Genomic DNA, 23,646 nt, shown 5'->3' with positions numbered 1-23,646 from the left:
GGCGGGAGATCGAACGCAGGAGGGAAGAGGCCTACCGGCAGGAGACCGCCAGGATCGAGGCCGAGGTCGAGCGCCGGCGGCGGGAGGAGGAGCAGCGCATCCGGAAGGAGGAGCAGGAGCGGATCCGGCGCGAAAAGGAGATCGTCTCCGTGCGGGAGGAGCTTCGCTCGGCGCGGCAGGGGTTGAAGTGCCTCGAGGAAGGAAAGCGCAAATTCCCCCGCATGGACCTGGACTGCAACGGCAGCTTCATGATCGGCACCCGGGACAGCGTCATCGAGCGCGTGCGCAAGAACGTCAGCTTCTACGAGCGGCGGCTGGGGGAACTGGGGGCATCCGAATGAACGCGGAACCGAGGGGAAGATTTCCGATCCGGCTGTGCCTGATCCTCCTGGCGACGCTGGCGGCGCCGCCGTCGTTTGCGGCCGGCGGCAAGGACAGCCGGTGGAACGCCCAGGGGATCGAAGCCTTCAACAAGGGAGATTACGCCGCGGCGGAAAAGCACTTCAGGAAAGCGGTGGAAATCAACCCGTCGGACGCGGTCTTGTGGTCCAACCTCGGCAGCGCCCAGTCGGAAGCCGGCCGAAACAGGGATGCGCTGGCGTCCCTGGACCGGGCGCTGGAGCTCGACCCGTCGCTGGCCCACGCGCGCTATTGGCGGGGATGGGCACACTACTACCTCGGCGAAAACAACAAGGCCATCGTCGATTTCGACAAGGTGGCCGGCAACGAGCGGTTCCGGAAAAGCGCCCTGCGGGGGCGGGGATGGGCCTATTACCAGAAGGGCATGTACGAGCGTTCCATGGAGGATTTCTCGTCCGCCCTGCAGCTCGACCCGGACAACGAAAGTTCCCTTCGGGGGCGCGGATGGACGAACTACCGCTTCGGCAGGTTCCGCGAGGCGCTCAAGGACTTCAACAAGGCCGCAGGAATCATCAAGCCGGGGAACAGGACGGCGCTGCGGGACGCCCTGACGGGGAAGGCGTTCGCCTACGCGGGCGTGGACGACGGGATCTCGGCGCTGGCCATGATCCGGCAGGCCCGGGAGATCCAGGACCGCGGCGACTGGGAGACCATCCTGATCCACTATCACACCGGTGAGCGGCAGAAGGCGTGGCAACTGAGAGGCGGCGAAGGATACCTGGGGATCGATGTGCGCAACCGGGCGCAGGGCTCCGGCGCGGGCGTCCTGGTGGCCGGACTCGAGGCGGCCGGTTCCGCGTCCCGCTCCCGTCTTCTCGAAGGGGACGTCATCGAGTCGCTGAACGGGAAACCCGTCGCGAACATCGGGGAATTCGTCCGCATGGCCGCGGCGCTCCTCCCCGGCTCCCCGGTCGAGCTGTCGGTGTTGCGGGAGGGCGTGCAGCGCGGCGTTTCGGTCGACGTGGGCTCGATCGAGGCCAAGGTGCTGACCGATCCCCTGGCCGAGCCGCTGGCGAGGCGCGCCCGCGGCGCCGTCGAAGCGGACCGGGCCGGCGCGGCTCCCGCGATGCAGCCGGCTTCCGGCAAGGGAGCCTCCGGAGAGAGCGACGAGCTCCGTTAGGATATATTAGTAATCATGAAAACCGCGCGCATCGCGGACGGCCGCGAATACACCATCGGCAAGGTCCTCTGCATCGGCCGAAACTACGCCGAGCACATCCGGGAGCTGGGAAACGAGATCCCGGAAGCGCCGGTGATCTTCATCAAGCCGTCCTCGTCGGTCATCGGCGACGGGGAGGCGGTCGTGATCCCGCCCTGGTCCCGCGATTGCCACCACGAGGTGGAGCTCGCCCTCCTGATCGGGACGACGGGGAAGGACATCCCGGCGGACCGGGCGATGCGCCACATCGCCGGGTACGGGGTGGGGATCGACCTCACCCTGCGCGACGTCCAGGCGGAACTGAAGAAGAAAGGGCTCCCGTGGGAGATCGCGAAGGGCTTCGACACGGCGTGCCCGCTCTCGGCTTTCGTCGACGCCTCCCGGGTGCCGGATCCCCACGCGCTGCGGATCCGGCTGGCGGTGAACGGGGAGACGCGCCAGGACGGGTACACGTCGATGATGATCCACCGGATCCCCGACATCGTCCGCCACATGTCGGAACGTTTCACGCTGGAGGCCGGCGACGTGATCCTGACCGGGACCCCCGCGGGCGTCGGCCGGATCGCGCCGGGCGACCGGCTGTTCGCGGAGATCCCGGGCGTCGCGACTCTGGATGTGGCGGTTCGTTGACCTTTATCCCACGGACGCCGGCATCAGGATGTCGTTCAGCGTCTTGTGGAGCTGCTTCATCCCGTACGGCTTCCGGATGACCCCCCGGAATCCGTAGGTCTTGTAGGAAGACATGATCGGGTCGGTGGAGTATCCGCTGCAGACGACCGCCTTCACGTCCGGATCGATCTCCAGCAGCCTCCGGATCGCTTCCTGGCCGCCCATCCCTCCCGGGATCGTCAGGTCCATCACCACCAGGTCGAACGGCTCCCCGGACGCCATCGCCTTCCGATAGGCTTCGACGGCTTCCGCGCCGTCGCGCGAGATCGTCACCTTGTAGCCGATCACCCCCAGCATCTCCCGGGCGATCTCCCGGACCGATTCCTCGTCGTCCATCACCAGGACCTTCCCCTTCCCGGCGATGACCTGCTCCTCGGAAAGATCGTCCGTCGGAACCTCTCCCTCGACGGCGGGGAGGCAGAAAAGGAACGTCGTGCCGATCCCCGGGTCCGATTCCACGGACATGTGCCCCCCGTGCCGCTTGACGATGGAGTATGCGGTGGACAGCCCGAGGCCGCTTCCTTTCTGCTTCGTCGTGAAGTAGGGGTCGAAGATCCTCGAGAGGTTCTCGCTCGGGATGCCGATTCCGTGGTCCATGACCGAAATGCCCACATGGTTCCCCGCTCCGGGGACCAGGCGGTCTTCGTCCGCGGCGATGTTCCTGCAGCACACCTGGATGGTTCCGCCCTCCGGCATGGAGTGGGCGGCGTTGATCAGGAGGTTGTTCACGACCTGGCTGAGCTGCCCTTCGTCGGCCTCGACGTTCCACAGGTCGTCGGAAAAAGAGAATTCGCACTTCACTTTCGAGCCCCTCAAGGCGAAGCCGGCCGACTCCTTCACCAGCTCCCGGATCGAGACGATCCGCTTGACGGGAGCGCCTCCCTTCGAGAACGTCAGGAGCTGCTGCGCCACGTCCTTCGCCCGGAACGCCGCCTTCTCCGATTCCTCCAGCCGCTTGTGCACCTCCCCGTGCCGGTTCGCGTACATCTTCGCCAGCGTGACGTTCCCGATGATCGCCGTCAGGAGATTGTTGATGTCGTGGGCGATGCCTCCCGCCAGGATGCCGATCGAGTCCAGCTTCTCCGACCGCACCATCTCCTCTTCCATCTTCTTCCGGAGGGTGAGATCGCGTCCGATCGACGCGACCGCGGTCGGTTGGCCGGTTTCGGAATCCTTGATGACGAAGGAGTGCACTTCGACGGGGACCGGAAATCCCGTCCCGAAATGCCGGATGACGGTCTCGCCGCTCCACGTTCCCTTCTCCCGGAGCGACTTCAGCATCTCCAGGTGCGTTTCGGAATCCTTGACCAGCGCATACCCGCCCCCCGCCGCCCCGACCGCCTCTTGCCCGGGGCCGTCCATGCCGGCCAGCTCCCGCCCCGCCCGGTTCAGGTAGAACACCTCTCCTTCCGGGGAGGCGATCTCGATCAGGTCGGTGCTGTGGTCGACGAGGGATGCGAAGATCCGCTGCTCCTCCTCGGTCCGCTTCCGTCCGGTGACGTCCTCGACGATCCCGATCCCGCCGCAGATCGTCCCGTCCGCCCCGCGATAAGGGGCGGTGTGCATGAGGGCGGAGATGACCGCCGGGCGCAGCATCGCATGGTACCGGCCCTCGTAGTACCCGTCCTTCCCTTCGAGCGGGGCCGCCAGCGCAGGGAGGATGCGCTTGTCCTTCACCTCGTTCATGTCCCGGCCGATCAGCACTTCCCGCGGCGAGCCGAGGATTTCGCAGAAGCGGTCGTTGCATTCGGTCACGCGCAGCCGATCGTCGTAAAGGAAGATCCCGACGGGCGATCTCTGGAAGAGGATGCGGTACCGCTCTTCGCTTCGGCGCGCCTCCTCGAGCAGCTCCCGGTTTTCGAATTTCAGCGCGATGGCGGAACGGATCATCCGGTGGTGCTTGAGCGAGTAGCCGAGGATGGTGAACAGGTACACGATGGCAAGCAGGCCGATCGTGCGCTGCGCTTCCCCGTCGTGCAGGAGAAAGCGCGCGGCGTAGGCCGACAACGCCGGGACCATATATGCCGCGGAGCCGAATCTCAGGGAAGTGTGCGAAACCGTGGTGGCCGCCGATATGCCGGCCACGACGAGCAGGAAGGACATCATGAGCACCACGTCGTCGAGCGGCATCAGGAGAAAGGCGGAAACGCCCCAGACGGCTCCCGAGAAGATCGACAGTCCAAGGTAGATATTTTCCCATGTCTTTTCCGGGATTCGATCCGGGTCCGTCCTGAAGAAGCCGCGGTACAGGAACAGGCGGCCCAGGGTGACCGCCGACATCAGCGCGATCCAGAGAGCGATCCTTGCGGGGGAATGGATGTTTCGCACTACATAGGCGAGGACGAGGGCGGCTACGCAGGCTCCCGTCTGCATCGCCGGGATCTGCTCGATGACGAGTCGAAGCTGTTCTCTCAGGATCGCGGCCCGGTGGTCCTTGTCCACGCGCGATTTCCCCTCCATGAGGTGCAGGCCGTGCAATACCGTTTTATTCATCGGTCATTTGCGTGAAATATTTAGCGAAAAAAGGGCCGCCTACCGGTTCGGCGGCCCCTTTCGGAGGGGGGGCGGGCCTGGCGGAAGCGCCTATTCCGTGTACTTGTGGAACACGAAGCCGGATTCCTTCGCGCCGTTCATGTGGCATTCGAAGCAGTCCTTGACCGGATCGATCTTCAGCGGCTTGCCGGCCGGATCGAACGCCTGGAAGACCCAGCCGCCCGTCGATTTCGCCTTCCCGCTCTTTTTCATTACGAGCACCTTGGCCTTCGCCCCGGGGAAATAGATCCCGTTCTTCTCCTCGACCGCGTTCACCGAATCGACGAAGATCGCGCCGTCCCTGTACTCGCTCCCCTTCTTCAGCGTCGCGAGGGCCGTCTTGTTCACGTACTGGTTGTGGAACCCGTGGAGAGGGTTGGCCTTGTCCGCCACGACGGTGGACTTGCTGTGCACCCAGGACCGGAAATCCTTCGGGGGACCGTCTTCCCCGGAAAGGGCGATGACGGGAGACAGGACCAGGACCGCCAGGAAGAGGGATGGGACGAGAATCCGCACGGACCGCCTCCGGGAACCGATACGCTCCTTCATTACGACACCTCCGATTTTGGGTGGGGGTTCCACCTATGGAATATCGATATCGATGCTTTTTCGTCCGGCGGCGATTCGGGGCGTTTTCCCGGTATAAATGAAGGTAGGGAGACGAAATTCCCTGCCGGGAGGCCATCGCGATGAAACACGACGAGCGGCGAACCGTCGGCGAGGAGAAGGCGATGGAGGTCGTGGAGGCATCGCGCCAGGCCGACCTCCGGGAGCCCGGCTTCCTCAAGGAGCTGTTCCTCGGCAATTTCCGGCTCGACCTGATCCATCCGTTTCCGGAGTCGCCCGAACGGCCCGAATTCGCCGATTTCCACGGGCGGCTGAAGGAGTTTCTTCGCAGGGAGGTGGATCCCGCCGCGATCGACGCATCGGGGGAGTACCCCGCCCGCGTACTCAACGGACTGCGGGAGCTGGGCGCCTTCGGGATGAAGATCCCCGTCGAATACGGCGGGCTGGGGCTGACCCAGCCCGAGTACTGCGAGGCGATGAAGCTGCTCGGGGGGACCTGCGGGAACCTCGCCGCCCTGCTCAGCGCCCACCAGTCGATCGGCGTTCCCCAGCCGCTCAAGGAGTTCGGCACCGAGGAGCAGAAGCGCAGGTTTCTGCCGCGCGTCGCGCGGGGGGCCGTCAGCGCGTTCGCCCTCACCGAGCCGGACGTCGGATCCGACCCGGCCCGCCTGTCGACGACGCTCGAAGACCGCGGCGACCATTATCTCCTGAACGGAGAGAAGCTGTGGTGCACCAACGCGACCCTTGCCGAACTCGTCGTGGTCATGGGGCGGAGCCCCTCCGATGGGGCGATCAGCGCCGTCGTCGTGGAGACGGACTCGCCGGGCGTCCGCGTCGGGCCGCGGTGCCGCTTCATGGGGCTGCGTGCGCTCGCGAACGGCGTGCTCCGCTTCACCGACGTGAAGGTTCCCAAGGAGAACCTGATCGGCCGGGAAGGGGAGGGGCTGAAGATCGCGCTGGCGACGCTGAACACCGGGCGCCTCGCCCTGCCCGCCTGCGTCGTGGGCGTCGCGAAGAAGATGCTGGAGATCTGCCGCGCCTGGAGCAGCGAGCGCGTGCAGTGGGGACGCCCCGTCGGGAAGCACGAGGCGATCGCGCAGAAGCTCGCGAACATGGCCGCCACGACGTTCGCCGTGGAAGCCGTCACGGACCTGGCCGCGCGCCTCTCCGCCCGTAAGGGGTACGACATCCGGATGGAAGCCGCGGCGGCGAAGGAGTTCGGCACCGAATGGGGCTGGAGCGTCGTGGACGACGCCATGCAGATCCGCGGGGGAAGGGGATACGAGACCGAGGCCTCGCTCGCGGCCCGCGGGGAGCCGCCGATCGGCGTGGAGCGGGTCCTGCGGGACGGCCGGATCAACCGGATCTTCGAAGGGTCCACCGAGATCATGCATCTGTTCCTGGCGCGGGAGGCCGTGGACCGGCATTTCCAGGTGGCCCGCGCCCTGGTGGATCCCAAGGTCCCCGCCGGGGAAAAGTGGATAGCGCTGCCGCGGATCGCGGCGTTCTACGCGGCGTGGTACCCGTCCCGCTTCATCGGCTGGGCGTGCTGGCCGAAGTACGTCGAATTCGGCAGGCTGGCTCCCCACCTGCGCTTCGCCGAGCGGGCGAGCCGGCGCCTGTCGCGGGCGATCTTTTACGGGATGCTGCTGCACCGGGCCGGGCTGGCGCGGAAGCAGGCGTTCCTGCGCCGGATCGTGAAGGCCGGCATCGACCTGTTCGCCGTCGGCGCCGTGGTCTGTCGTGCCCACCGCATGGGCGTCGACGGGAGCCGGAACCATCGGGAAGCCGTCGAGCTGGCGGACCTCTTCTGCCGGGCGGCCCGCCGGCGCGTGGAGGGGTGCTTCCGGGAGCTTTGGAGAAACGACGACGCAAGGACGTACCGTGTCGCGATGAACGTCCTGGAAGGGCGGCACTCCTGGCTGGAATGAGCCCCTCGCGCGTCGGCCTTCCGGTTCAGCCCGGTCCGCCGCAGTGGTGCACCAGGACGGGGATGTTCGAATGGCGGAGGATCTTCGTCGCCACGTCCCCGAACAGGGTATCCATCAGCCCGGGATTGCCGTGGGTCGATATGTAGATGAGGTCGCACTTCTTTTTCCCGGCCGCCTTCAGGAGGGCCTCCTCGGGCGGTTCGCCGGCGAAGTGGATCGTGTCGCACGCTACGCCGTTCTCCGCGCACATCCGCTCCGCGACCTCCAGCGCCTTCTCCGCCAGCTCCTTGTGGAATTCCTCGGCGCGTTTTTTCACTCCCCGCGCGACCTCCGCGGCGGAGTGCGCGGTCATGATCTCGGCATCGTAGAACTTCTGGATCTGCGCCAGCGGAAGATCCTTGGTGACGCAGATCGCCGTCACCTTTGCGCCCAGATCCTTGGCGAGGAGGACTCCATGGCACGTTCCATAGACGCATTTCCCCAGGCCGTCCGTCGATAGCAGGATATTTTTGTACATTTCCCTTCTCCTTGTTGGTTTCCGACGCCTTCGTATAAATGATGATGCATCGGCATGCCGTCCGGATTCCGCAGCCGCCTCTGTCCGTCCCGACACCCTTGCGCATCGAAAAGGATGGATGCGCCCGAATCGGGGCCGCGTTTCCAACGCATCTAATCAGGAAAGATTCGCCGGAGACAGCCCGGCGGGAAGGAGATCCGCACGATGGCGCACATTTTGCCGCCTCTTCCATATGCTTTCGACGCGCTCGAGCCGTACATCGATGCGAAAACGATGGAGATCCACCACGACAAGCACCACGGGGCCTACGTCACGAACCTCAACAAGGCGCTCGAAAGCCATCCCGACCTCCAGAAACTGACGGTCGAGGAGCTGCTCGCGCAGATCGGGAAAGTGCCGGAGGCCGTCCGCACGGCCGTGCGCAACAACGGCGGCGGCCACATGAACCATTCCATGTTCTGGAACCTCATGAAAAACGGCGGGGGCGGGGAGCCGTCGGGGGAACTCGCCGACGCGATCAAGGGAGCGTTCGGCGGCTTCGGGGAGTTCAGGCAGGCGTTCTCCCAGGCCGCGCTCTCCAGGTTCGGGTCCGGATGGGCGTGGCTGCTGATCCGGGGGGGAAAGCTCGTCATCGAATCGACCGCGAACCAGGACAACCCGATCCTGGACGGAGGCAAGGCGTTCTTCGGGATCGACGTCTGGGAGCACGCCTACTATCTCAAGTACCAGAACCGGCGCGCCGAGTACGTCGAGGCGTGGTGGAACACCGTCAACTGGGCGCAGGCCGCGGAGAACTTCGCGCGGGCCAAGTCGTAGGATCGGCTGCTATAATGGATGACAACCGCCTTGCATATGGACGTGCCGAACCCCATAGAGCGCCGCCTCCGCCGTGAGCTGAAGACCGTCCGGACGATGATCGGGATGTATTGCCGCGGCTGCCACGGCGGGGGGCGGGAGCTGTGCGTGGAATGCTCCGACCTGTGGGACTACGCGGTCCGGAGGGTGGACCGCTGCCCGTTGCGCGACGACAAGCCCACATGCCTGAACTGCCCGGTGCATTGCTACCAGCCGGCGATGCGGGAGAAGATCCGGAGCGTGATGCGCTACGCGGGGCCGCGCATGGCCTGGCGCCACCCGATCCTTTCGCTGTACCACTTCCTGGACGGCAGGGGAGGGGGGAGGAAGGAGGCGCATCCGTGACGTGGCTTCACGGCTGGATGGAGTCGCGCGGAATTTCGCTGTGGGGCGCGGCGGATCTGCGCGGCTTCCCCACGCCGGCCGACGGGAGCGGGAAAACGTTTCCTTTCGCCGTTTCCTTCGCCGTCCCGATGGATCCCCGGATCATGTCGGGAATCCGGAACGGCCCGAACCGGGAGTACGCCGAAGAGTATGCCCGGGTGAACGCCCTCATCGACGGTCTGTCCGCCGCACTGGCGGAGGAGCTGGAGGCCCGGGGGTTCCGCTCCCGGCCGCTTTCCGCTTCGGACCGCACCGACCCGGTGGGAATCCGGGGAGATTTCCCCCACAAGACCGCGGCGACGAGGGCCGGGCTGGGCTGGATCGGCCGCCATTGCCAGCTCGTCACGCGGGCGTTCGGCCCCTGGGTCCGGCTGGGGACCGTCTTCACTGACATGGAGATGCCGTGCGGCGTGCCGGCGGAGAGGAGCTTCTGCGGCCGCTGCGCGGTCTGCGTGGACGCATGCCCCGCGAAGGCGCTGAAAGGCAACGCGTGGCGCCCGGGATCGCCGCGCGAGGAGCTTCTGGACGCGGGTGCGTGCGACCGGTGGAAAAAGGAGCATTACGCGCGTTTCCACGGAGGCCACAATTGCGGGATCTGCGCGGCGGTCTGCCCTTACGGGTTGCGAGCGGATTCCCGGGCGCCGGAAAAGCATGGATCGGCCGGCGCGAGGGGCGGGAGATATGGATAAAGGAGATTTTCGCAAGACCGCCGAAGAGGCGCTGGCAGAGGAGGCCGCGTGGCGAAGGATCTTGATGGAGCAGTCCCGCGACGGCATCGTCGTCCTGGACGATCAGGGAGGGGTCTACGAGGCGAACCGGATGTTCGCCGAGATGCTTGGGTATTCCCCGGAGGAGGTCCGGCGCCTCCACGTCTGGGACTGGGACCATCAGTTCACGCGGGACCAGTTGGCGGGGATGCTGCAGGGCATCGACGAGACCGGGGATCACTTCGAAACGCTCCACCGCCGCAAGGACGGCACCCTGCTGGACGTGGAGATCAGCACCAACGCGGCCGTGTGCGGAGGCCGGAAGCTGATTTTCTGCGTATGCAGGGACATCTCCGAACGCAGGCGGGCGGAGGCGTCGCTCCGCGAGAGCGAGGCGCGCCTTCGGGCCATCTTCGACTCGGCCCAGGAAGCCATCTACCTCAAGGACGCCGATCTGCGCTACACCCATTGCAACCGGGCGATGATGCGGATGTTCGGGCTTTCCAGGGACGAGATCGTCGGACGTACCGATGCCGATCTCTGGACGAAGGAAGCCGCCGGCTGGATCCAGGAGGTGGACCGGAAGGTCCTGTCGGGCCGCCCCTACATGGGGGCGCACACCCGCATGCTCAACGGCGTCCCGGCGACCTTCCACACCAGCAAATCCCCGGTGTGCGACGCCTCCGGGCGGGTTGTGGGGCTTTGCGGCGTATCGAGGGACATCACGGAAGAGGTCCGCATGCGGGAGCAGATGCGGCAGTCCCAGAAGGTGGAGGCCGTCGGCCGGCTGGCGGGCGGAGTGGCCCACGACCTGAACAACATGCTGTCGCCCATCCTCGGCTACGCGGAAATCCTGATGCAGGACCTGGGCGCCAACGATGCCCGTCGCGAGGCGGTGAACGAGATCCTGCGCGCCGGCTTCCGCGCGCGGGACCTGGTCCGGCAGCTCCTGGCTTTTTCGCGCAAGCAGACCCTCGAATTCAAGCCGGTCGACATCAACCGGACGATCCGGGGATTCGAGAAGCTGCTGCGGCGCTCCGTCCGTGAGGATACCGTCATGGAGATCGTCCTGTCGCCGGACCTTCCGACGGTGTCGGCGGACGCCGGCCAGATCGAGCAGATCCTCCTGAACCTGGTCGTCAACGCGGCCGACGCCATGCCGAACGGCGGCCGGCTGACGATCGAGACCGCCATGGAGCGGACGGACGACTCCCGCCCGGCCGCGCGGCCTTACATGAAGCCGGGACGGTACGTTCTTTTGACCGTACGAGACACCGGCTGCGGCATGGACAAGGAGACGCTCGACCGGATCTTCGAGCCGTTCTTTTCCACGAAGGGAGAGCACGGCACGGGGCTGGGCCTTGCCACGGTATACGGCATCGTCAAGCAGCATGACGGCTACATCTGGGCGGAAAGCGAGCCGAACGGGGGCGCTACGTTCCGGATCTGCCTCCCTGTCGCCGGGGGGGAAGCCCCGGCGGAGGCGCCTCCCGCGGAAAACCCGCCCGGCACGGAAGGCATGGAAACGATCCTCCTCGTGGAGGACAACGAACAGGTGCGCCGCCTGGCCCAGGCCATCCTGGGCCGCCAGGGATACGTGATCCTCGCGGCGGAAAACAGCGAGGAGGCGCTGCGGGCGCTGGCGTCCCACGCCGGCCGCGTGGACCTGCTGCTGACCGACGTGGTCATGCCCGGAATGAACGGCAAGGAACTGTACGGCAAGGCCGTCGAAATCCGCCCGGACCTGAAGGTGCTGTTCATGTCCGGGTACACCAACGATGTCATCGCCCGCCGCGGGGTGCTGGAAGAGGGGGTCCGGTTCGTCCAGAAGCCCTTCACCGTCCAGAGCCTGGCCGCCAAGGTCCGCGAGGTCCTTGCGCAGGATTAGCGAGCGCCGTCCTCCTTCGCCACAGCGTCGCGCGGTGGACGCCGAGGATCTCGGCGGCCCGCGCGATCTTTCCCCCGGCCTGCGCCAGCGCCCGCTCGATCGCCTCCATGTCCCTCGACCCGCCGCGGGGCGGCCGCGGCGAATCCCGGTATTCGAGCAGGTGCGTCAGGAGCGCCGCGTCCACGGCGTTCCCGGCGTGCGCCACGGTCAGCCGCTCGCAGAGGTTCCGCAGCTCCCGCACGTTGCCCGGCCAGGGATACCGGGCGAGGAAAGACAGGGCGTCGTCCGAAAAATCGATCCCGTGCCGCCCCGACGGCGAGAGGCCGTCGAGGAAATGGGACATCAGCGGCAGGACGTCGTCCCGGCGCTCCCGGAGGGGAGGGATGTGGAGGCTGAGCACGTTCAGCCGCCAGTAGAGGTCCCGCCGGAAGTTTCCTTCCTCCACGTGCCGGTGCAGATCCCGGTTCGTGGCGCAGAGGACGCGCACGTCGACGGGGATCACCCGGTCGTGCCCCAGCCGGATCACCTCCCGCTCCTGCAGGATGCGCAGCAGCCGCCCCTGCAGGCTCAAGGGGATCTCGGAGATCTCGTCGAGAAAGATGGTTCCGTGGTGGGCGAGCTCGAACAGCCCCGGCTTCCCCTTCCTCCGCGCCCCGGTGAACGCCCCTTCCACGTAGCCGAATAGCTCGCTTTCCAGGAGCGCCTCCGGCAGGGCGGCGCAGTTCACGGCGACGAACGGGCCGCCGCTCCGGCTTCCGGCGGTATGGATGCTCTGCGCGAAGAGCTCCTTCCCCACCCCCGTCTCCCCATGGATGAGGACGGTGGAGTCCACGCGGGCGTAACGCCTCGCGGAAGCGATCGCCTCCAGCAGCGGGGGGCTGCCGCCGTGGATGTCGCCGAAGCGGAACTTCGCGACGTGCCCCTGGCTGTAGATCTCCCGGCGGATCCGCTCCTCCAGCGACTGGATCTTCGTGATGTCCTGGAAGGTCGCCACCGCGCCGGCGATCTCGCCGCCGACGCGGATCGGGATGCGGTTCACGATGACCTTGGAGGGACCGAAGTCCACGATCTCGCCGATGTCCCGGCTGCCGCTCTCCAGGGCGCCCCGGAAGCAGATCCGGGGGATGACCTGGTCCGCGGGGCGGCCGACCGCGTCCTCCCGCCGGATCCCCGTCACGGATTGCGCGACGGGATTGAAGATCGTCACCTTCCCTTCCCGGTCGATCGCGATGATCCCTTCGTAGGCGTACTCGAGCATCGCCTTCAGCTCGTTGCTCCGGTGGGCCTCGAGCCGGCGGGCGTACACGATGCGCTGCGCCTCGTCGAGCGCCAGGCGGATCGACGCCTCGCCCGACTGCAGCAGGATGGCGGGCACGCCCCGCTCCCGGGCGGCCATCGACGTGATGGCCCCGCCCAGGATGACCTGCGCCCCGTCCGCGATCGCCTTCTCCACGAGGCGGGGAACGTCCTCCTCGGAGGCGACCGTGTGGCAGACGAGGTTGAGGTTCAGGAAGGGGAGAAAATCGTACAGGTTCTGGATCATGTTGGGGAAGGCGACCGCGGCGATCACGGGGTCGTCCGTCCGCGCCTCGTCCCTGGCCCGGGCCAGCGCCTGGACGATGTCGGTGGTCGTCAGGTGGATCTCGACGATCGGCGTCTTGATCCGCTCCTTCCGCAGCAGCATCGCGGTCCCGCCGCGGGCGACGATGACCTCCGCCCGCCCTTCGAGTCGCCGAGCGAGAGGGACGGCCTCGCTGAGCAGCGCCTCGACGACCTCGATCCTTCCCGGGACGGACGAGAGGATCCGGCGATATTCCTCGGCCATTTCCCGGTGCGGCGCGATGAAAACGATGCTCATGCCGGACTCCTGAAGGAGAGATGTCGCATTACGTAGCACATGTTGCGCGACATGGCAACAATCGGCGACATGCAACCGGATCCCGCGCGGCCGGCGGCCCCAATTTTTCTGCGAATACGAATGCTTAGGGAAATCATCCCGGGGGCGTGATGTGGCACGGATGTTGAACATGTCCCCGGGCACGCCGATGCCGATGCCGCGCTGCGATACCTCGGCCTATCGGATCGAAAATCGTTTCGCTAAAATGAGGGGGCAAATCGAGCCCATGGCGATCCGGAGGTGTCTGTGAAGACGATCCGACAGGCCGATATCGGAGTGGGCTGTTTCCTTGCCGCTCTCGGGCTGTTCATCCTGTATGCCGCTTCGAACATCCGCATCGGGGTGGAACGGGCGCTCTCCCCACGCTTCTTCCCTTCCGTGCTGGGCATCGTCATCTTCCTCTGCGGCGCCGGGCTGGCCTTCAAATCCTGGCGGTTCCGGGGAGAGGACCCCGGGATCCACTGGCCCGACCGCCGGGGCGCCGTGATCGTCGCGGTCAACCTCGTCCTGCTGGCTGCCTACATCCTCCTCATGAAGCCGCTCGGGCTGCCCATCAGCACGTTCCTCTACGTCACCGCCACCACCTGGTTCCTGAAGCCGGAGAAATGGGGCGTCGCCGTCCTTGCAGGCGTTTCCCTCGGGGTCATCTCCTACGTCGTGTTCATCCAGCTGCTGGAGCTCTCCTTCCCGGTCGGCTCCCTGCTGGAACGGATCCTGGAGGGATGACATGAGCTTTTCCTTCGACCATCTGCTCCAGGGATTCGCGACCGCCCTTTCCATGCAGAACATCTTCTGGGCGCTGGTCGGCTGCTTCATCGGCACGCTGGTCGGGGTGCTCCCGGGCATCGGCCCCGCCTCCGGGATCGCGATCCTCCTCCCGCTGACCACCGTGCTTCCGCCGACCTCGGCGATCATCATGATGGCCGCCATCTACTACGGCGCCATGTACGGCGGCTCGACCACCGCGATCGTCGTCAACATCCCTGGGGAGGCCTCATCCGTTCCGACCGCCATCGACGGTTACGAAATGGCCAAGCAGGGAAAGGCAGGCCCGGCGCTCGCCATCTGCGCCATCTCCTCCTTCGTCGCGGGGACGCTCGGGCTGGTCGGCCTCACCTTCTTCGCGCCGCTTTTGGCCGACGTCGCCGTGGTGTTCGGCCCCCCGGAATATTTCGCCCTCATGTTCATGGCGCTGACGCTGATCATCAGCCTCTCCGGGCGCGCCCTCCTCAAGGGTGTGATCTCCATGGCGCTGGGCCTGACGACCGCCCTGATCGGGCAGGACCCGCTCACCGGGGCCGCCCGGCTGACGTTCGGGTTCCCGAAGCTGCTGGCGGGAGTCGATTTCATCAGCGTGATCGTGGGGCTCTTCGCGATCAGCGAGGTCATGATCAACGTGGAGTCGCGGATCACCGCCATCAGCCAGAAGATCGGGAGCTGGATGCCGAGCTGGTCCGACATCAAGCAGAGCATGGGCGCCATGCTGCGCTCGTCGGGCATCGGCTTCTTCCTCGGGCTGCTCCCCGGCGTCACCCCGTCGGTGACGACCTTCGTGGCGTACGACGTCGAAAAGCGGCTGTCGAAGACGCCCGAGCGCTTCGGCAAGGGGGCGATCGAGGGGGTCGCCGCGCCGGAGGGGGCGAACAACGCGACCTCGACCGCCGGCTTCGTGCCGCTCTTCTCGTTCGGGATCCCCACGGCGCCCTCGATGGCGGTCCTGCTCGGCGGGCTGATGATGTACGGCCTACAGCCCGGCCCGATGCTCTTCAAGGAGAACCCGGAATTCGTCTGGGCGATCATCGCCAGCATGTACATCGGCAACCTGATGCTGATCGTGCTGAACCTTCCGCTGGTGGGGATGTGGGCCAGGATCTGCGTCATCCCGTTCTACATCCTCGGGCCGATGATCGTCTTCTTCTCCGTGCTGGGCACCTACAGCATCCGGTTCCAGGCGTACGATGTGTGGGTCATGATGCTCTTCGGGGGCATCGGCTACTTCATGCGGAAGTTCGGGTACCCCATCGCGCCCATGGTGCTGGCGACCGTCATCGCGCAGATGATGGAGACCTCGCTCGGGCAGTCGATGCTCATGTCGCGGGGATCCGTCCTCATCCTGTTCACCCGCCCCATCTCGGCCGTGTTCATGGCGCTCGCCTTACTTTCCATCGCCCGCGGGATCTGGATCCAGATGCGCACGAAAGCGCCGGAAGTCGCCATAGAGGAAACGGATTGAGTCCGTCAACCCATCAGCGAAGGAGGAGGACATGAAGAGATTCGCCGTAGCGCTCGTCGTCCTGCTGGCCGCATGCGCCGTCATGGCGGCCGGCGCGGCCAACGCCGCCGATTTCCCCAAGAAGCGCGTCACCTACAACATCTGCTTCAACCCCGGCGGGGAGTCCGACATCACCGCCCGCATCCAGGAAGCCGCCCTGAAAAAGAACCTGGGCGTGGACGTGTCCATCCAGTACAAGATCGGCGGCGGCGGCGCCCTCTGCTGGTCGGAGCTGGTCCAGAGCCCGCCGGACGGCTACACGATCGCCGGCCACAACCTCCCGCACACGATCCTCCAGCCGATGGAGATGGGGGACGCCGGGTATAAAACGCTGGAGCTCAAGCAGGTCTACATGTTCGAGGCCACGCCGAACGTGCTGATGGTCCGGAAGGACAGCCCCTTCAACACCCTGAAGGAGTTCGTCGAGTACGCCAAGAAGAACCCCGCCGGCATGATCACGGTGGGCGGCAGCGGCTCCTCCTCCGCCAACGACCTCGGCGTCGCCGAACTCAACAAGGCCGCGGGGATCAAGCTGTCCTACGTCCCCTTCGGCGGGACCGGCTCCGCCGTGCCGGCCCTCCTGGGCGGCCATGTGACGGCGCTGATGTCCTATTCCCCGATGGTCATCCAGTACCGCGACAAGTTCAAGTTCCTTGCGATCGCCTCCGAGAAGCGGATGGAGGTCATCCCCGACGTGCCGACCTTCAAGGAGCAGGGGTATGACATCGTGGAAGGCGCCTATCGCGGCGTGGCCGCCCCCCCGGGAACGCCGGACGCGATCGTGAAGGTCCTCGCCGCCGCCTTCGACAAGACCATGAAGGACCCGGAAGTGAAGAAGAAGATGGACCAGTACGGCTTCGAGACCCTGTTCATGGGCCCCGAGGAGTCGCTGGCGCTGGTGAAGAAGAAGATGGTCGAGTACGAGCAGATCATGAAGGAGCTGGGCCGGGTGAAGAAGTAAGGGCCCCGCGGACGAGGTTCCGGACGGAGGCCCCTCCCCCGCCGCGGGGGAGGGGCCTCGATCTTCGAAAAGGGTGAAACCATGGATACGCGCATCAAGGAAGTGAGAGCCGAGCTGCTGCGCATGCCGCTGCCGCGCCCGATGCAGTCGGGGTCGTCGAGCGGGAAGAAGGGCGGCCCGGTGAGCCATATCAACATGCCGGTGGTGATCATCACCACCGTGGACGGGGTGCGGGGGCTGGGATATTCCTGGTCGCTGCTGGGCGGGGACACCGCGACCCGCTGCGTGCTCCGCGACGATTTCGCGCCGCTGCTGGCCGGCGAGGACGCCCTCGACAACGAGCGGCTGTGGAACAAGCTGTACCGGCGGCTCCAGACGGTGGGGCGCATCGGGCTGGTGACGCAGGCCATGTCCGCGGTGGACATGGCGCTTTGGGACATCAAGGGGCGAGTCGCCGGGCTGCCGGTGCACAAGCTGCTGGGCGGCCGCCGGGAGAGCGCCCCCTGCTACGGGTCGGACGGCGGCTGGCTGTACATGACCGTGCCCGAGATGCTGAAGGAGTTCGAAGCGTACCTCGGCCGGGGGATGATGGGCGTGAAGATGAAGATCGGCCACGAGGATTACCGGAAGGACATCCGGCGGGTCCGCGAGGTGCGCAAGGCCCTCGGCGACGAAGCGTGGATCGCGGTCGACGCCAACCAGAAGTGGGACTTCCCGACGGCGATGCGGGTGGGACGGGAGCTGGAGCAGCTCGGCGTCGCCTGGTTCGAGGAGCCGATGCTGTGCGAGCACATCCCCGTCCACGCGCGGCTCGCGGCCGAACTGGACATCCCCGTGGCGATGGGGGAGACGCTCGGGTCGCGCTTCGAGTTCGACGCGTACATCCGGGCCGGCGCGGCCGACATCCTGCAGCCGGACATCGTCCGGGTCGGCGGGATCACCGAGCTGGTGAAGATCGCGGCGCTGGGCGACGTCGCCGGGCTGCCGCTGGCGCCCCACCACATGATGGAGACCACCATCCAGGTCGCCTGCGGCGTCATGGAATCCGCGCCCATCGAGTACATGCCCTGGGTCGCGGCGGCGTTTTCGGAGCCGGCGCGGGTCGAGAACGGCCGGCTGTTCCCGCCCGCGGGGCCGGGGCTGGGGCTGGAGATCCCCGAGGAGATCGTCCGGAAGTACCGGGTCGAATGAAAAGGAGACTGGAAATGGCAACGGTGAAGGAGCACAGGATCGCGGTGGTCATGGGGGACGGGATCGGCAAGGAAGTGGTCCCGGCGGGCATGCAGGTGCTGGACGCCGCCGGGGAGCGGTTCGGCTTCCGGTTCGCCTGGACGCCGTTCCCCTGGAGCTGCGAGCATTACCACAAGACCGGCGAGATGATGCCGAAGGACGGGCTGGAGATCCTGAAGGGCTACGAGGCGATTTTCCTCGGCGCGGTCGGCTACCCCGGGGTTCCGGACCACGTTTCGCTGTGGGGGCTGCTCGTTCCGATCCGGCGCGGCTTCCAGCAGTATGCGAACGTGCGGCCGGTGAAGACCATGAAGGGGATCGAGAGCCCCCTGCGAAAGATCGAGGGAGGGAAGATCGACATCCTCGTGGTGCGGGAGAACACCGAGGGCGAGTACTCGAACGTCGGCGGAAGGATGTTCGAGGGGACGGAATGGGAATTCTGCATCCAGGAGTCGGTCTTCACCCGGAGGGGCGTGCACAACGTGATGCGGTACGCCTTCGAGCAGGCGAGGAAGAGGGAAGGGAAACATGTCACTTCCGTGACGAAGTCGAACGGGATCTGCATCACCATGCCGTACTGGGACGAGCTGTTCCGGGCGATGGCGAAGGAATACCCGGACGTGCGGACCGACCAGTACCACATCGATTCCCTCTGCGCCACGCTCGTGGCGCACCCGGAGCGGTTCGACGTGATCGTCTGCAGCAACCTGTTCGGGGACATCGTCTCCGACCTGGTCCCGGCGCTCGCGGGCAGCCTCGGCGTCGCGCCGTCGGCCAGCCTGAACCCCGAGCGCGCGTTCCCGTCCACGTTCGAGCCGGTCCACGGCTCGGCCCCCGACATCTACGGGAAGGGGATCGCGAACCCGGTGGGCCAGATCCTCACGGGAGCGATGATGGTCGAGCACCTCGGATATCCCGAGGCGGCGAGGACGATCGAAAAGGCCGTGGAGGTCGCGATCGGGGAAAAGAACATCCGGACACGGGACCTCGGCGGCGACGCGTCGACGGAGCGGATGGGGAAAGCCGTCGTCGATCTCGTCCGGACGTTGTAAGAGATTTCCGGCACCCTGCGTTTTCCATAACCGGAAGCAAGGAAAGGGCCGCCGCGCGATCCGCCGGCGGCCCTTTTCCGGTCCGGTACGGCAGCCTCCCCCCGAAACCGCGTTTGATGGACAACGATTTCCACGGTATGATATTTTCCATTGTTTTGCGGTGGTCTCCCGGTGCGCGTTCGCGAACGTGTTCCCGTCCGGATCGGGGAGGTGCGATACGGAAACGCGTCTGGAGAAGAGTTCGCGTTTTCCGAGCCGATGGGCTGCCCCGCTGTTCGCGGTCCTGTACCTGCTCCTCGGGGGGGCGTGGATCTACTTTTCCGACGAGGCGATCCTGATCCTCGGAGGATCCCCGGAAGCCATCACCCGCCACCAGACGCTGAAGGGCGCGGCGTATGTCGTCGTCACGGCCGTCTTCGCCTACTGGTACCTGGAAAAGACGCTCGGGAGGCAGCGCCGGACGCTCGAGGCGCTCGCCCGTCGGGAAGAGGAGCTGCGCCGCCTCAACGCCGGGCTGGAGCAGCGGGTGAACGACCGGACGGCGGACCTGGCCGCGGCCAAGGAGCGCGCCGAATCCGCGGACCGGCTGAAGTCCGCCTTCCTCGCCACCATGTCGCACGAGCTGCGCACGCCGCTCAATTCCATCATCGGGTTCACGGGGATCCTGCTCCAGCGGCTGTCGGGGCCCTTGACCCCGGAGCAGGAAAAGCAGCTCGGGATGGTCCAGGGGAGCGCCCGCCACCTGCTGGAGCTCATCAACGACGTCCTGGATCTCTCGAAGATCGAGGCCGGCCAGCTCGAGATCGAGGCGAAGCCGTTCGTCGTGCGGGAGTCCGTCGGGCATGCGGTGAGCATGGTGGCGCCGCAGGCGGAGAAGAAGGGGCTCTCGCTTGCATGGGAGGTGTCTCCGGAGGCGGGGGAGATGGTCGGCGACCGGCGCCGGTTCGAGCAGATCCTCATCAACCTGCTGAACAATGCCGTGAAATTCACCGGGAAAGGGCGGGTGCGCGTGGAATGTGCCGTCCGGGGCCGGGAGCTCGTGACGCGGGTTGCGGATACGGGCATCGGCATCGGGAAGGAAGACCTGGAAAAGCTGTTTCAACCCTTCCGGCAGATCGATACCGGCCTGACCCGCAACCATGAAGGGAGCGGGCTCGGGCTGTCCATCTGCAGGAAGCTCGTCGAGAGGATGGGGGGCGGGATTTCGTTGGAGAGCGAGCGGGGCGCCGGAAGCGTCTTCACGTTCACGCTGCCGCTCGGGAAGGAATAGGGAACGGCCATGGGGAGCACGGTCCTGGTCATCGAGGACAACGAGCAGAACCTCTACCTGGCGACGTACATGCTGGAGAAGGCGGGACACGAGGTCGTCCAGGCGCGGGACGGCCTCGAAGGGATCTCCCTGGCGGCGCGGATCGGTCCAGACCTGATCCTCCTCGACATCCAGCTTCCGAAGATGGACGGGTACGCCGTCGCCGGGGAGCTGAAGGGAAATCCCGGCACGGCGGGGATCCCCATCGTGGCCGTGACCTCCTATGCGATGCCCGGGGACCGGGAGCGCGCCCTGGCCGCCGGCTGCGCCGGATACATCGAAAAGCCGATCGACCCGGAGACTTTCGTTGGGGAGGTCGAACATTTCCTGCCGGGCGATCGCGGCGCCCGGGGAGGTGGGCATTGAAGACCATCCTGATCGTCGACGACAACCCGCAGAACCGCTACATGCTACGGACGCTTCTCGCCGGAAGCGGCTACCAGGTCACGGAGGCCGCCAACGGGGCGGAGGCGCTGGAAAGGGCCCGGAGGGAACGTCCGGACGCGATCGTCTCCGACATCCTCATGCCGGTCATGGACGGCTTCGACCTGTGCCGCCGGTGCCGGCGCGACGAGCGGCTGAAGGACGTGCCGTTCCTGTTCTACACCGCCACCTACACCGATCCCAAGGACGAGGAGTTCGCCCTCGGGCTCGGGGCGGACCGGTTCATCGTCAAGCCGCAGGAGCCGGAGGCGATTCTCGGGGTCATCGAGGAGGTCCTTGCCGGGGGCAGGACGGAGCGGCGGGAAGCCGACGCGCCGCAGATGGACGAAACGGTCTTCTTCAAGGTGTACAACGAGGCGCTCGTCCGGAAGCTCGAGGAGAAGATGGCCCAGCTCGAGGAAACCCGCCGGCGCCTGGAGCGGGAAGCGGCCGGGCACCGGCGGACCGAGGCCGAGCGCGTCCGGCTCACGGCGGCCATCGAGCAGACCGGCGAGGCGATCGTCATCACCGACGCCGCGGGCGCCATCCGGTACGTCAATCCGGCCTTCGAGACGGTGACCGGCTACAGCCGGGAGGAGGCGATCGGGCAAAACCCGCGCATCCTGAAAAGCGACCGGCAGGACGAGGCCTTCTATCGCGACATGTGGGGGACGATCTCGTCCGGGAGGACCTGGACCGGCCGCATGGTCAACCGGCGCAAGGACGGGACGCTCTACACCGAGGAGGCCACCATTTCCCCGGTCCGCGACCCTTCGGGGCGGATCGAGAACTACGTGGCGGTCAAGCGCGACATCACGGAGAATCTGCGGCTGACGGCGCAGTTCCAGCAGGCGCAGAAGATGGAGTCCGTCGGCACGCTCGCCGGCGGGATCGCCCACGACTTCAACAACGTCCTGACCGCGATCCTGGGCTTCGGGGAGATGCTGAAAAGCCGGATCGCGAACGATCCGAAAGCGATCGCGGACCTCGACCAGATCCTCGCCGGCGCGGAGCGGGCGTCTGTGCTTACCCGGCAGATCCTCACCTTCGCGCGGCGCCAGATCATCGAGGCAGGCAACATCGACCTGAACCGGGTGGTCGCCGACCTGGGAAAGCTTCTGCGGAAGGTGCTGCGGGCGGACATCGAGATCCGCACCCGGCTGGCCGGGGGCCTTCCGACGATCCGGGCCGACCAGGGGCAGATGGAGCAGGTCCTGATGAACCTGGTCGTGAACGCCCGGGACGCCATGCCGGACGGCGGCCTGCTCACGATCGAGACGGAAGAGGAGCGGCTGGGCGAGGCATACGTGAAACAGTATACGTACATGAAACCCGGCCGTTACGCGGTCCTCTCGGTGAGCGATACTGGGACCGGGATGGACGAGGCGACCCGGGAGCGCATCTTCGAGCCGTTCTTCACCACGAAGGGGCCGGACCGGGGGACCGGGCTGGGGCTGGCGGTCGTCTACGGGATCGTGAAGCAGCACAACGGGTTCATCCATGTCTACAGCGAGCCTGGGAAGGGGACGAGGGTCCGGATCTATTTCCCGACGGTGGACGCGTCGCCGGACGCGAAGGCCGTGGAACCGCCCGGAAACGTCGAGGGGGGGAGCGAAACGATCCTGCTTGCCGAGGACGACGAATCGATCCGGCGGCTCGCGGAGAGGACGCTGGGCTCCCTCGGGTACCGGGTGCTCACCGCCTGCGACGGCGAGGAGGCGGTGGAGGTCTTCCGCCGGAACGCGGGCGAGATCGCGATCGCCGTGCTCGACGTGGTCATGCCGAAGATGGGCGGAAAGCAGGCGTACGACGAGATGCTTTCCACGTCTCCGGACCTCAAGGTCCTGTTCCTCAGCGGCTACTCCGCCGACGCGATCCACGACTCCTTCGTCCTTCGCCCGGGGATCCCGTTTCTCCAGAAGCCGTACGGGCTGGCCACCCTGGCGAGGAAGGTGCGGGAAGTCCTCGACCGGAAGTAGCCCGCATTTCGAAATGCGGGCTACCCCTCCGGCGTCTCGATGCGCCGGATCACGTCGTTCAGGAAGCGCGCCGCCTCCCCGCCGTCGACGATCCGGTGGTCGAAGGACAGGCTCAGGTACATCATGTCGCGGGGCACGACCTTCCCGTCCCGCGCCACGGGGCGGGACACGATCTTGTGCGCCGCCAGGATGGCGGCCTCCGGCACGTTGATGATGGGGTAGCTGAGCAGGCCCCCGATGGAGCCGATGCTGGTGACCGTGAAGGTGCCGCCCGACAGGTCCCCGGGCGCGATGCTCCCCGCCCGCGCCGCGTTCGCCAGCCGGTGGATCTCCCGCGCCATGTCCAGGATCGACAAGGTGTCCGCGTTGCGCACGACGGGAACCATCGGACCGTCTTCCGTGTCGACCGCCACGCCGATGTCGTAGGACTTCTTCAGGACCATCTCCTCCCGCTCCTCGTCCAGGGAAGCGTTCAGGACGGGGTGCTCCTTCAGGGCGGCCACGACGGCCTTGATGATGAACGGGAGGACGGTCACCTTGACGCCTTCCCGCTCCCCGGCCTCCCGGGCCTTCGCGCGCAGCTCCCGGATCGCCGTCGCTTCCGCCTCGTCCACGAGCAGGACGTGGGGGACGCGGGTCTTGGCGGCGACCATCTTCTTCGCGATCATCCGCCGCTTCCCGCGAAGGGGTCTGCGCTCCGCCGGCGGGGCCTTCGGGGCGGAGGGCTCCCCCCGCTTTCCGGCGTGCGCCCCCCGCACGTCGTCCTCGGTGACGCGCCCTCCGGGGCCGCTTCCCGCGACGGATTCGATGTCCACGCCGAGGTCCCTGGCGAGTTTGCGCACGGAGGGGGTCGCCGTCGCGCCCGCCGTCGCGGGCCGGGGTCCCGGGGCGGCC

General features: G+C 66.6%; 21 protein-coding genes. 16 read left to right on the top strand and 5 right to left on the bottom strand.

Annotation, left to right across the window (positions count from 1 at the left end):
- The 3 genes from AB1346_05250 to AB1346_05240 form a co-directional block, all read left to right on the top strand.
- Positions 1 to 341, top strand: a 341-nt coding sequence (locus tag AB1346_05250) for a hypothetical protein (GenBank protein ID MEW6719834.1), incomplete at its 5' end; no start/stop codon positions are given.
- On the top strand, positions 338 to 1,540 hold the full coding sequence (locus AB1346_05245) for a tetratricopeptide repeat protein (GenBank protein ID MEW6719833.1): 1,203 nt from the start codon (positions 338 to 340) through the stop codon (positions 1,538 to 1,540). The genes AB1346_05250 and AB1346_05245, both read left to right, overlap by 4 nt.
- 15 nt (positions 1,541 to 1,555) lie before the next feature.
- On the top strand, positions 1,556 to 2,209 hold the full coding sequence (locus AB1346_05240) for a fumarylacetoacetate hydrolase family protein (protein ID MEW6719832.1): 654 nt from the start codon (positions 1,556 to 1,558) through the stop codon (positions 2,207 to 2,209).
- A 3-nt stretch (positions 2,210 to 2,212) separates the two neighbouring features.
- Here AB1346_05240 and AB1346_05235 read toward each other — a convergent pair whose 3' ends face one another.
- Both AB1346_05235 and AB1346_05230 read right to left on the bottom strand, forming a co-directional pair.
- Positions 2,213 to 4,741 (bottom strand): ATP-binding protein, encoded by a 2,529-nt coding sequence (locus AB1346_05235; GenBank protein ID MEW6719831.1) that lies wholly within the window; start codon positions 4,739 to 4,741, stop codon positions 2,213 to 2,215.
- A 90-nt stretch (positions 4,742 to 4,831) separates the two neighbouring features.
- Positions 4,832 to 5,329 (bottom strand): cytochrome P460 family protein, encoded by a 498-nt coding sequence (locus AB1346_05230; GenBank protein MEW6719830.1) that lies wholly within the window; start codon positions 5,327 to 5,329, stop codon positions 4,832 to 4,834.
- A 140-nt stretch (positions 5,330 to 5,469) separates the two neighbouring features.
- Between AB1346_05230 and AB1346_05225 the strand changes: the two genes are divergently transcribed.
- The gene (locus AB1346_05225) at positions 5,470 to 7,278 is read left to right on the top strand and encodes an acyl-CoA dehydrogenase family protein (GenBank protein MEW6719829.1); all 1,809 of its coding nucleotides are present in this window, start codon (positions 5,470 to 5,472) and stop codon (positions 7,276 to 7,278) included.
- A gap of 25 nt (positions 7,279 to 7,303) precedes the next feature.
- Here the strand turns inward: AB1346_05225 and AB1346_05220 are convergent, their stop codons facing one another.
- Positions 7,304 to 7,795, bottom strand: a complete 492-nt coding sequence (locus AB1346_05220; GenBank protein MEW6719828.1) for a universal stress protein — start codon at positions 7,793 to 7,795, stop codon at positions 7,304 to 7,306.
- A gap of 204 nt (positions 7,796 to 7,999) precedes the next feature.
- Between AB1346_05220 and AB1346_05215 the strand changes: the two genes are divergently transcribed.
- The 4 genes from AB1346_05215 to AB1346_05200 are packed head-to-tail and all read left to right on the top strand — an operon-like array spanning position 8,000 to position 11,629.
- On the top strand, positions 8,000 to 8,611 hold the full coding sequence (locus AB1346_05215; GenBank protein ID MEW6719827.1) for a superoxide dismutase: 612 nt from the start codon (positions 8,000 to 8,002) through the stop codon (positions 8,609 to 8,611).
- A gap of 18 nt (positions 8,612 to 8,629) precedes the next feature.
- Positions 8,630 to 8,995, top strand: coding sequence for a nitrous oxide-stimulated promoter family protein (locus tag AB1346_05210; protein MEW6719826.1), 366 nt, complete (start codon positions 8,630 to 8,632; stop codon positions 8,993 to 8,995).
- Positions 8,992 to 9,723 (top strand): 4Fe-4S double cluster binding domain-containing protein, encoded by a 732-nt coding sequence (locus AB1346_05205; protein MEW6719825.1) that lies wholly within the window; start codon positions 8,992 to 8,994, stop codon positions 9,721 to 9,723. Before AB1346_05210 ends, AB1346_05205 begins: the two co-directional genes overlap by 4 nt.
- Positions 9,716 to 11,629 (top strand): PAS domain S-box protein, encoded by a 1,914-nt coding sequence (locus tag AB1346_05200; GenBank protein ID MEW6719824.1) that lies wholly within the window; start codon positions 9,716 to 9,718, stop codon positions 11,627 to 11,629. The genes AB1346_05205 and AB1346_05200 overlap by 8 nt, the downstream gene beginning before the upstream one ends.
- Here the strand turns inward: AB1346_05200 and AB1346_05195 are convergent.
- Positions 11,577 to 13,487, bottom strand: a complete 1,911-nt coding sequence (locus tag AB1346_05195) for a sigma 54-interacting transcriptional regulator (GenBank protein MEW6719823.1) — start codon at positions 13,485 to 13,487, stop codon at positions 11,577 to 11,579. The genes AB1346_05200 and AB1346_05195 overlap by 53 nt on opposite strands.
- Positions 13,488 to 13,772: 285 nt before the next feature.
- On the opposite strand from AB1346_05195, the gene AB1346_05190 reads away from it, so the two are divergent.
- The 8 genes from AB1346_05190 (at position 13,773) to AB1346_05155 (ending at position 22,752) form a co-directional block, all read left to right on the top strand.
- Positions 13,773 to 14,252, top strand: coding sequence for a tripartite tricarboxylate transporter TctB family protein (locus tag AB1346_05190; GenBank protein ID MEW6719822.1), 480 nt, complete (start codon positions 13,773 to 13,775; stop codon positions 14,250 to 14,252).
- Between the two features lies 1 nt (position 14,253).
- Entirely contained in the window at positions 14,254 to 15,759 is a 1,506-nt protein-coding gene (locus tag AB1346_05185) for a tripartite tricarboxylate transporter permease (protein ID MEW6719821.1), read from the top strand.
- A 31-nt stretch (positions 15,760 to 15,790) separates the two neighbouring features.
- The gene (locus tag AB1346_05180; GenBank protein ID MEW6719820.1) at positions 15,791 to 16,759 is read left to right on the top strand and encodes a tripartite tricarboxylate transporter substrate binding protein; all 969 of its coding nucleotides are present in this window, start codon (positions 15,791 to 15,793) and stop codon (positions 16,757 to 16,759) included.
- 81 nt (positions 16,760 to 16,840) lie between these two features.
- Positions 16,841 to 17,950: a mandelate racemase/muconate lactonizing enzyme family protein gene (locus tag AB1346_05175; GenBank protein ID MEW6719819.1), complete on the top strand. Its 1,110-nt coding sequence runs from the start codon at positions 16,841 to 16,843 to the stop codon at positions 17,948 to 17,950.
- Positions 17,951 to 17,964: 14 nt separating this feature from the next.
- Positions 17,965 to 19,041 carry a tartrate dehydrogenase gene (locus AB1346_05170; protein ID MEW6719818.1) on the top strand — a complete coding sequence of 359 codons (1,077 nt, stop codon included), beginning with the start codon at positions 17,965 to 17,967 and terminating at the stop codon, positions 19,039 to 19,041.
- Positions 19,042 to 19,201: 160 nt separating this feature from the next.
- Complete coding sequence (locus tag AB1346_05165) at positions 19,202 to 20,311, top strand: ATP-binding protein (GenBank protein ID MEW6719817.1); 1,110 nt, start codon at positions 19,202 to 19,204, stop codon at positions 20,309 to 20,311.
- 9 nt (positions 20,312 to 20,320) lie between these two features.
- Positions 20,321 to 20,716: a response regulator gene (locus AB1346_05160; protein ID MEW6719816.1), complete on the top strand. Its 396-nt coding sequence runs from the start codon at positions 20,321 to 20,323 to the stop codon at positions 20,714 to 20,716.
- Positions 20,713 to 22,752, top strand: coding sequence for a response regulator (locus AB1346_05155; GenBank protein ID MEW6719815.1), 2,040 nt, complete (start codon positions 20,713 to 20,715; stop codon positions 22,750 to 22,752). The genes AB1346_05160 and AB1346_05155 overlap by 4 nt, the downstream gene beginning before the upstream one ends.
- 20 nt (positions 22,753 to 22,772) lie before the next feature.
- Here AB1346_05155 and AB1346_05150 read toward each other — a convergent pair.
- Positions 22,773 to 23,646: dihydrolipoamide acetyltransferase family protein (locus AB1346_05150; protein MEW6719814.1), on the bottom strand; the 874-nt coding region annotated here is incomplete at its 5' end.

This window comes from Thermodesulfobacteriota bacterium, from assembly GCA_040758155.1.
Classification (GTDB): domain Bacteria; phylum Desulfobacterota; class Deferrimicrobia; order Deferrimicrobiales; family Deferrimicrobiaceae; genus UBA2219.
Note: the sequence above shows the minus strand (reverse complement) of the source record. Positions and strands in the feature narration are given on the sequence as shown.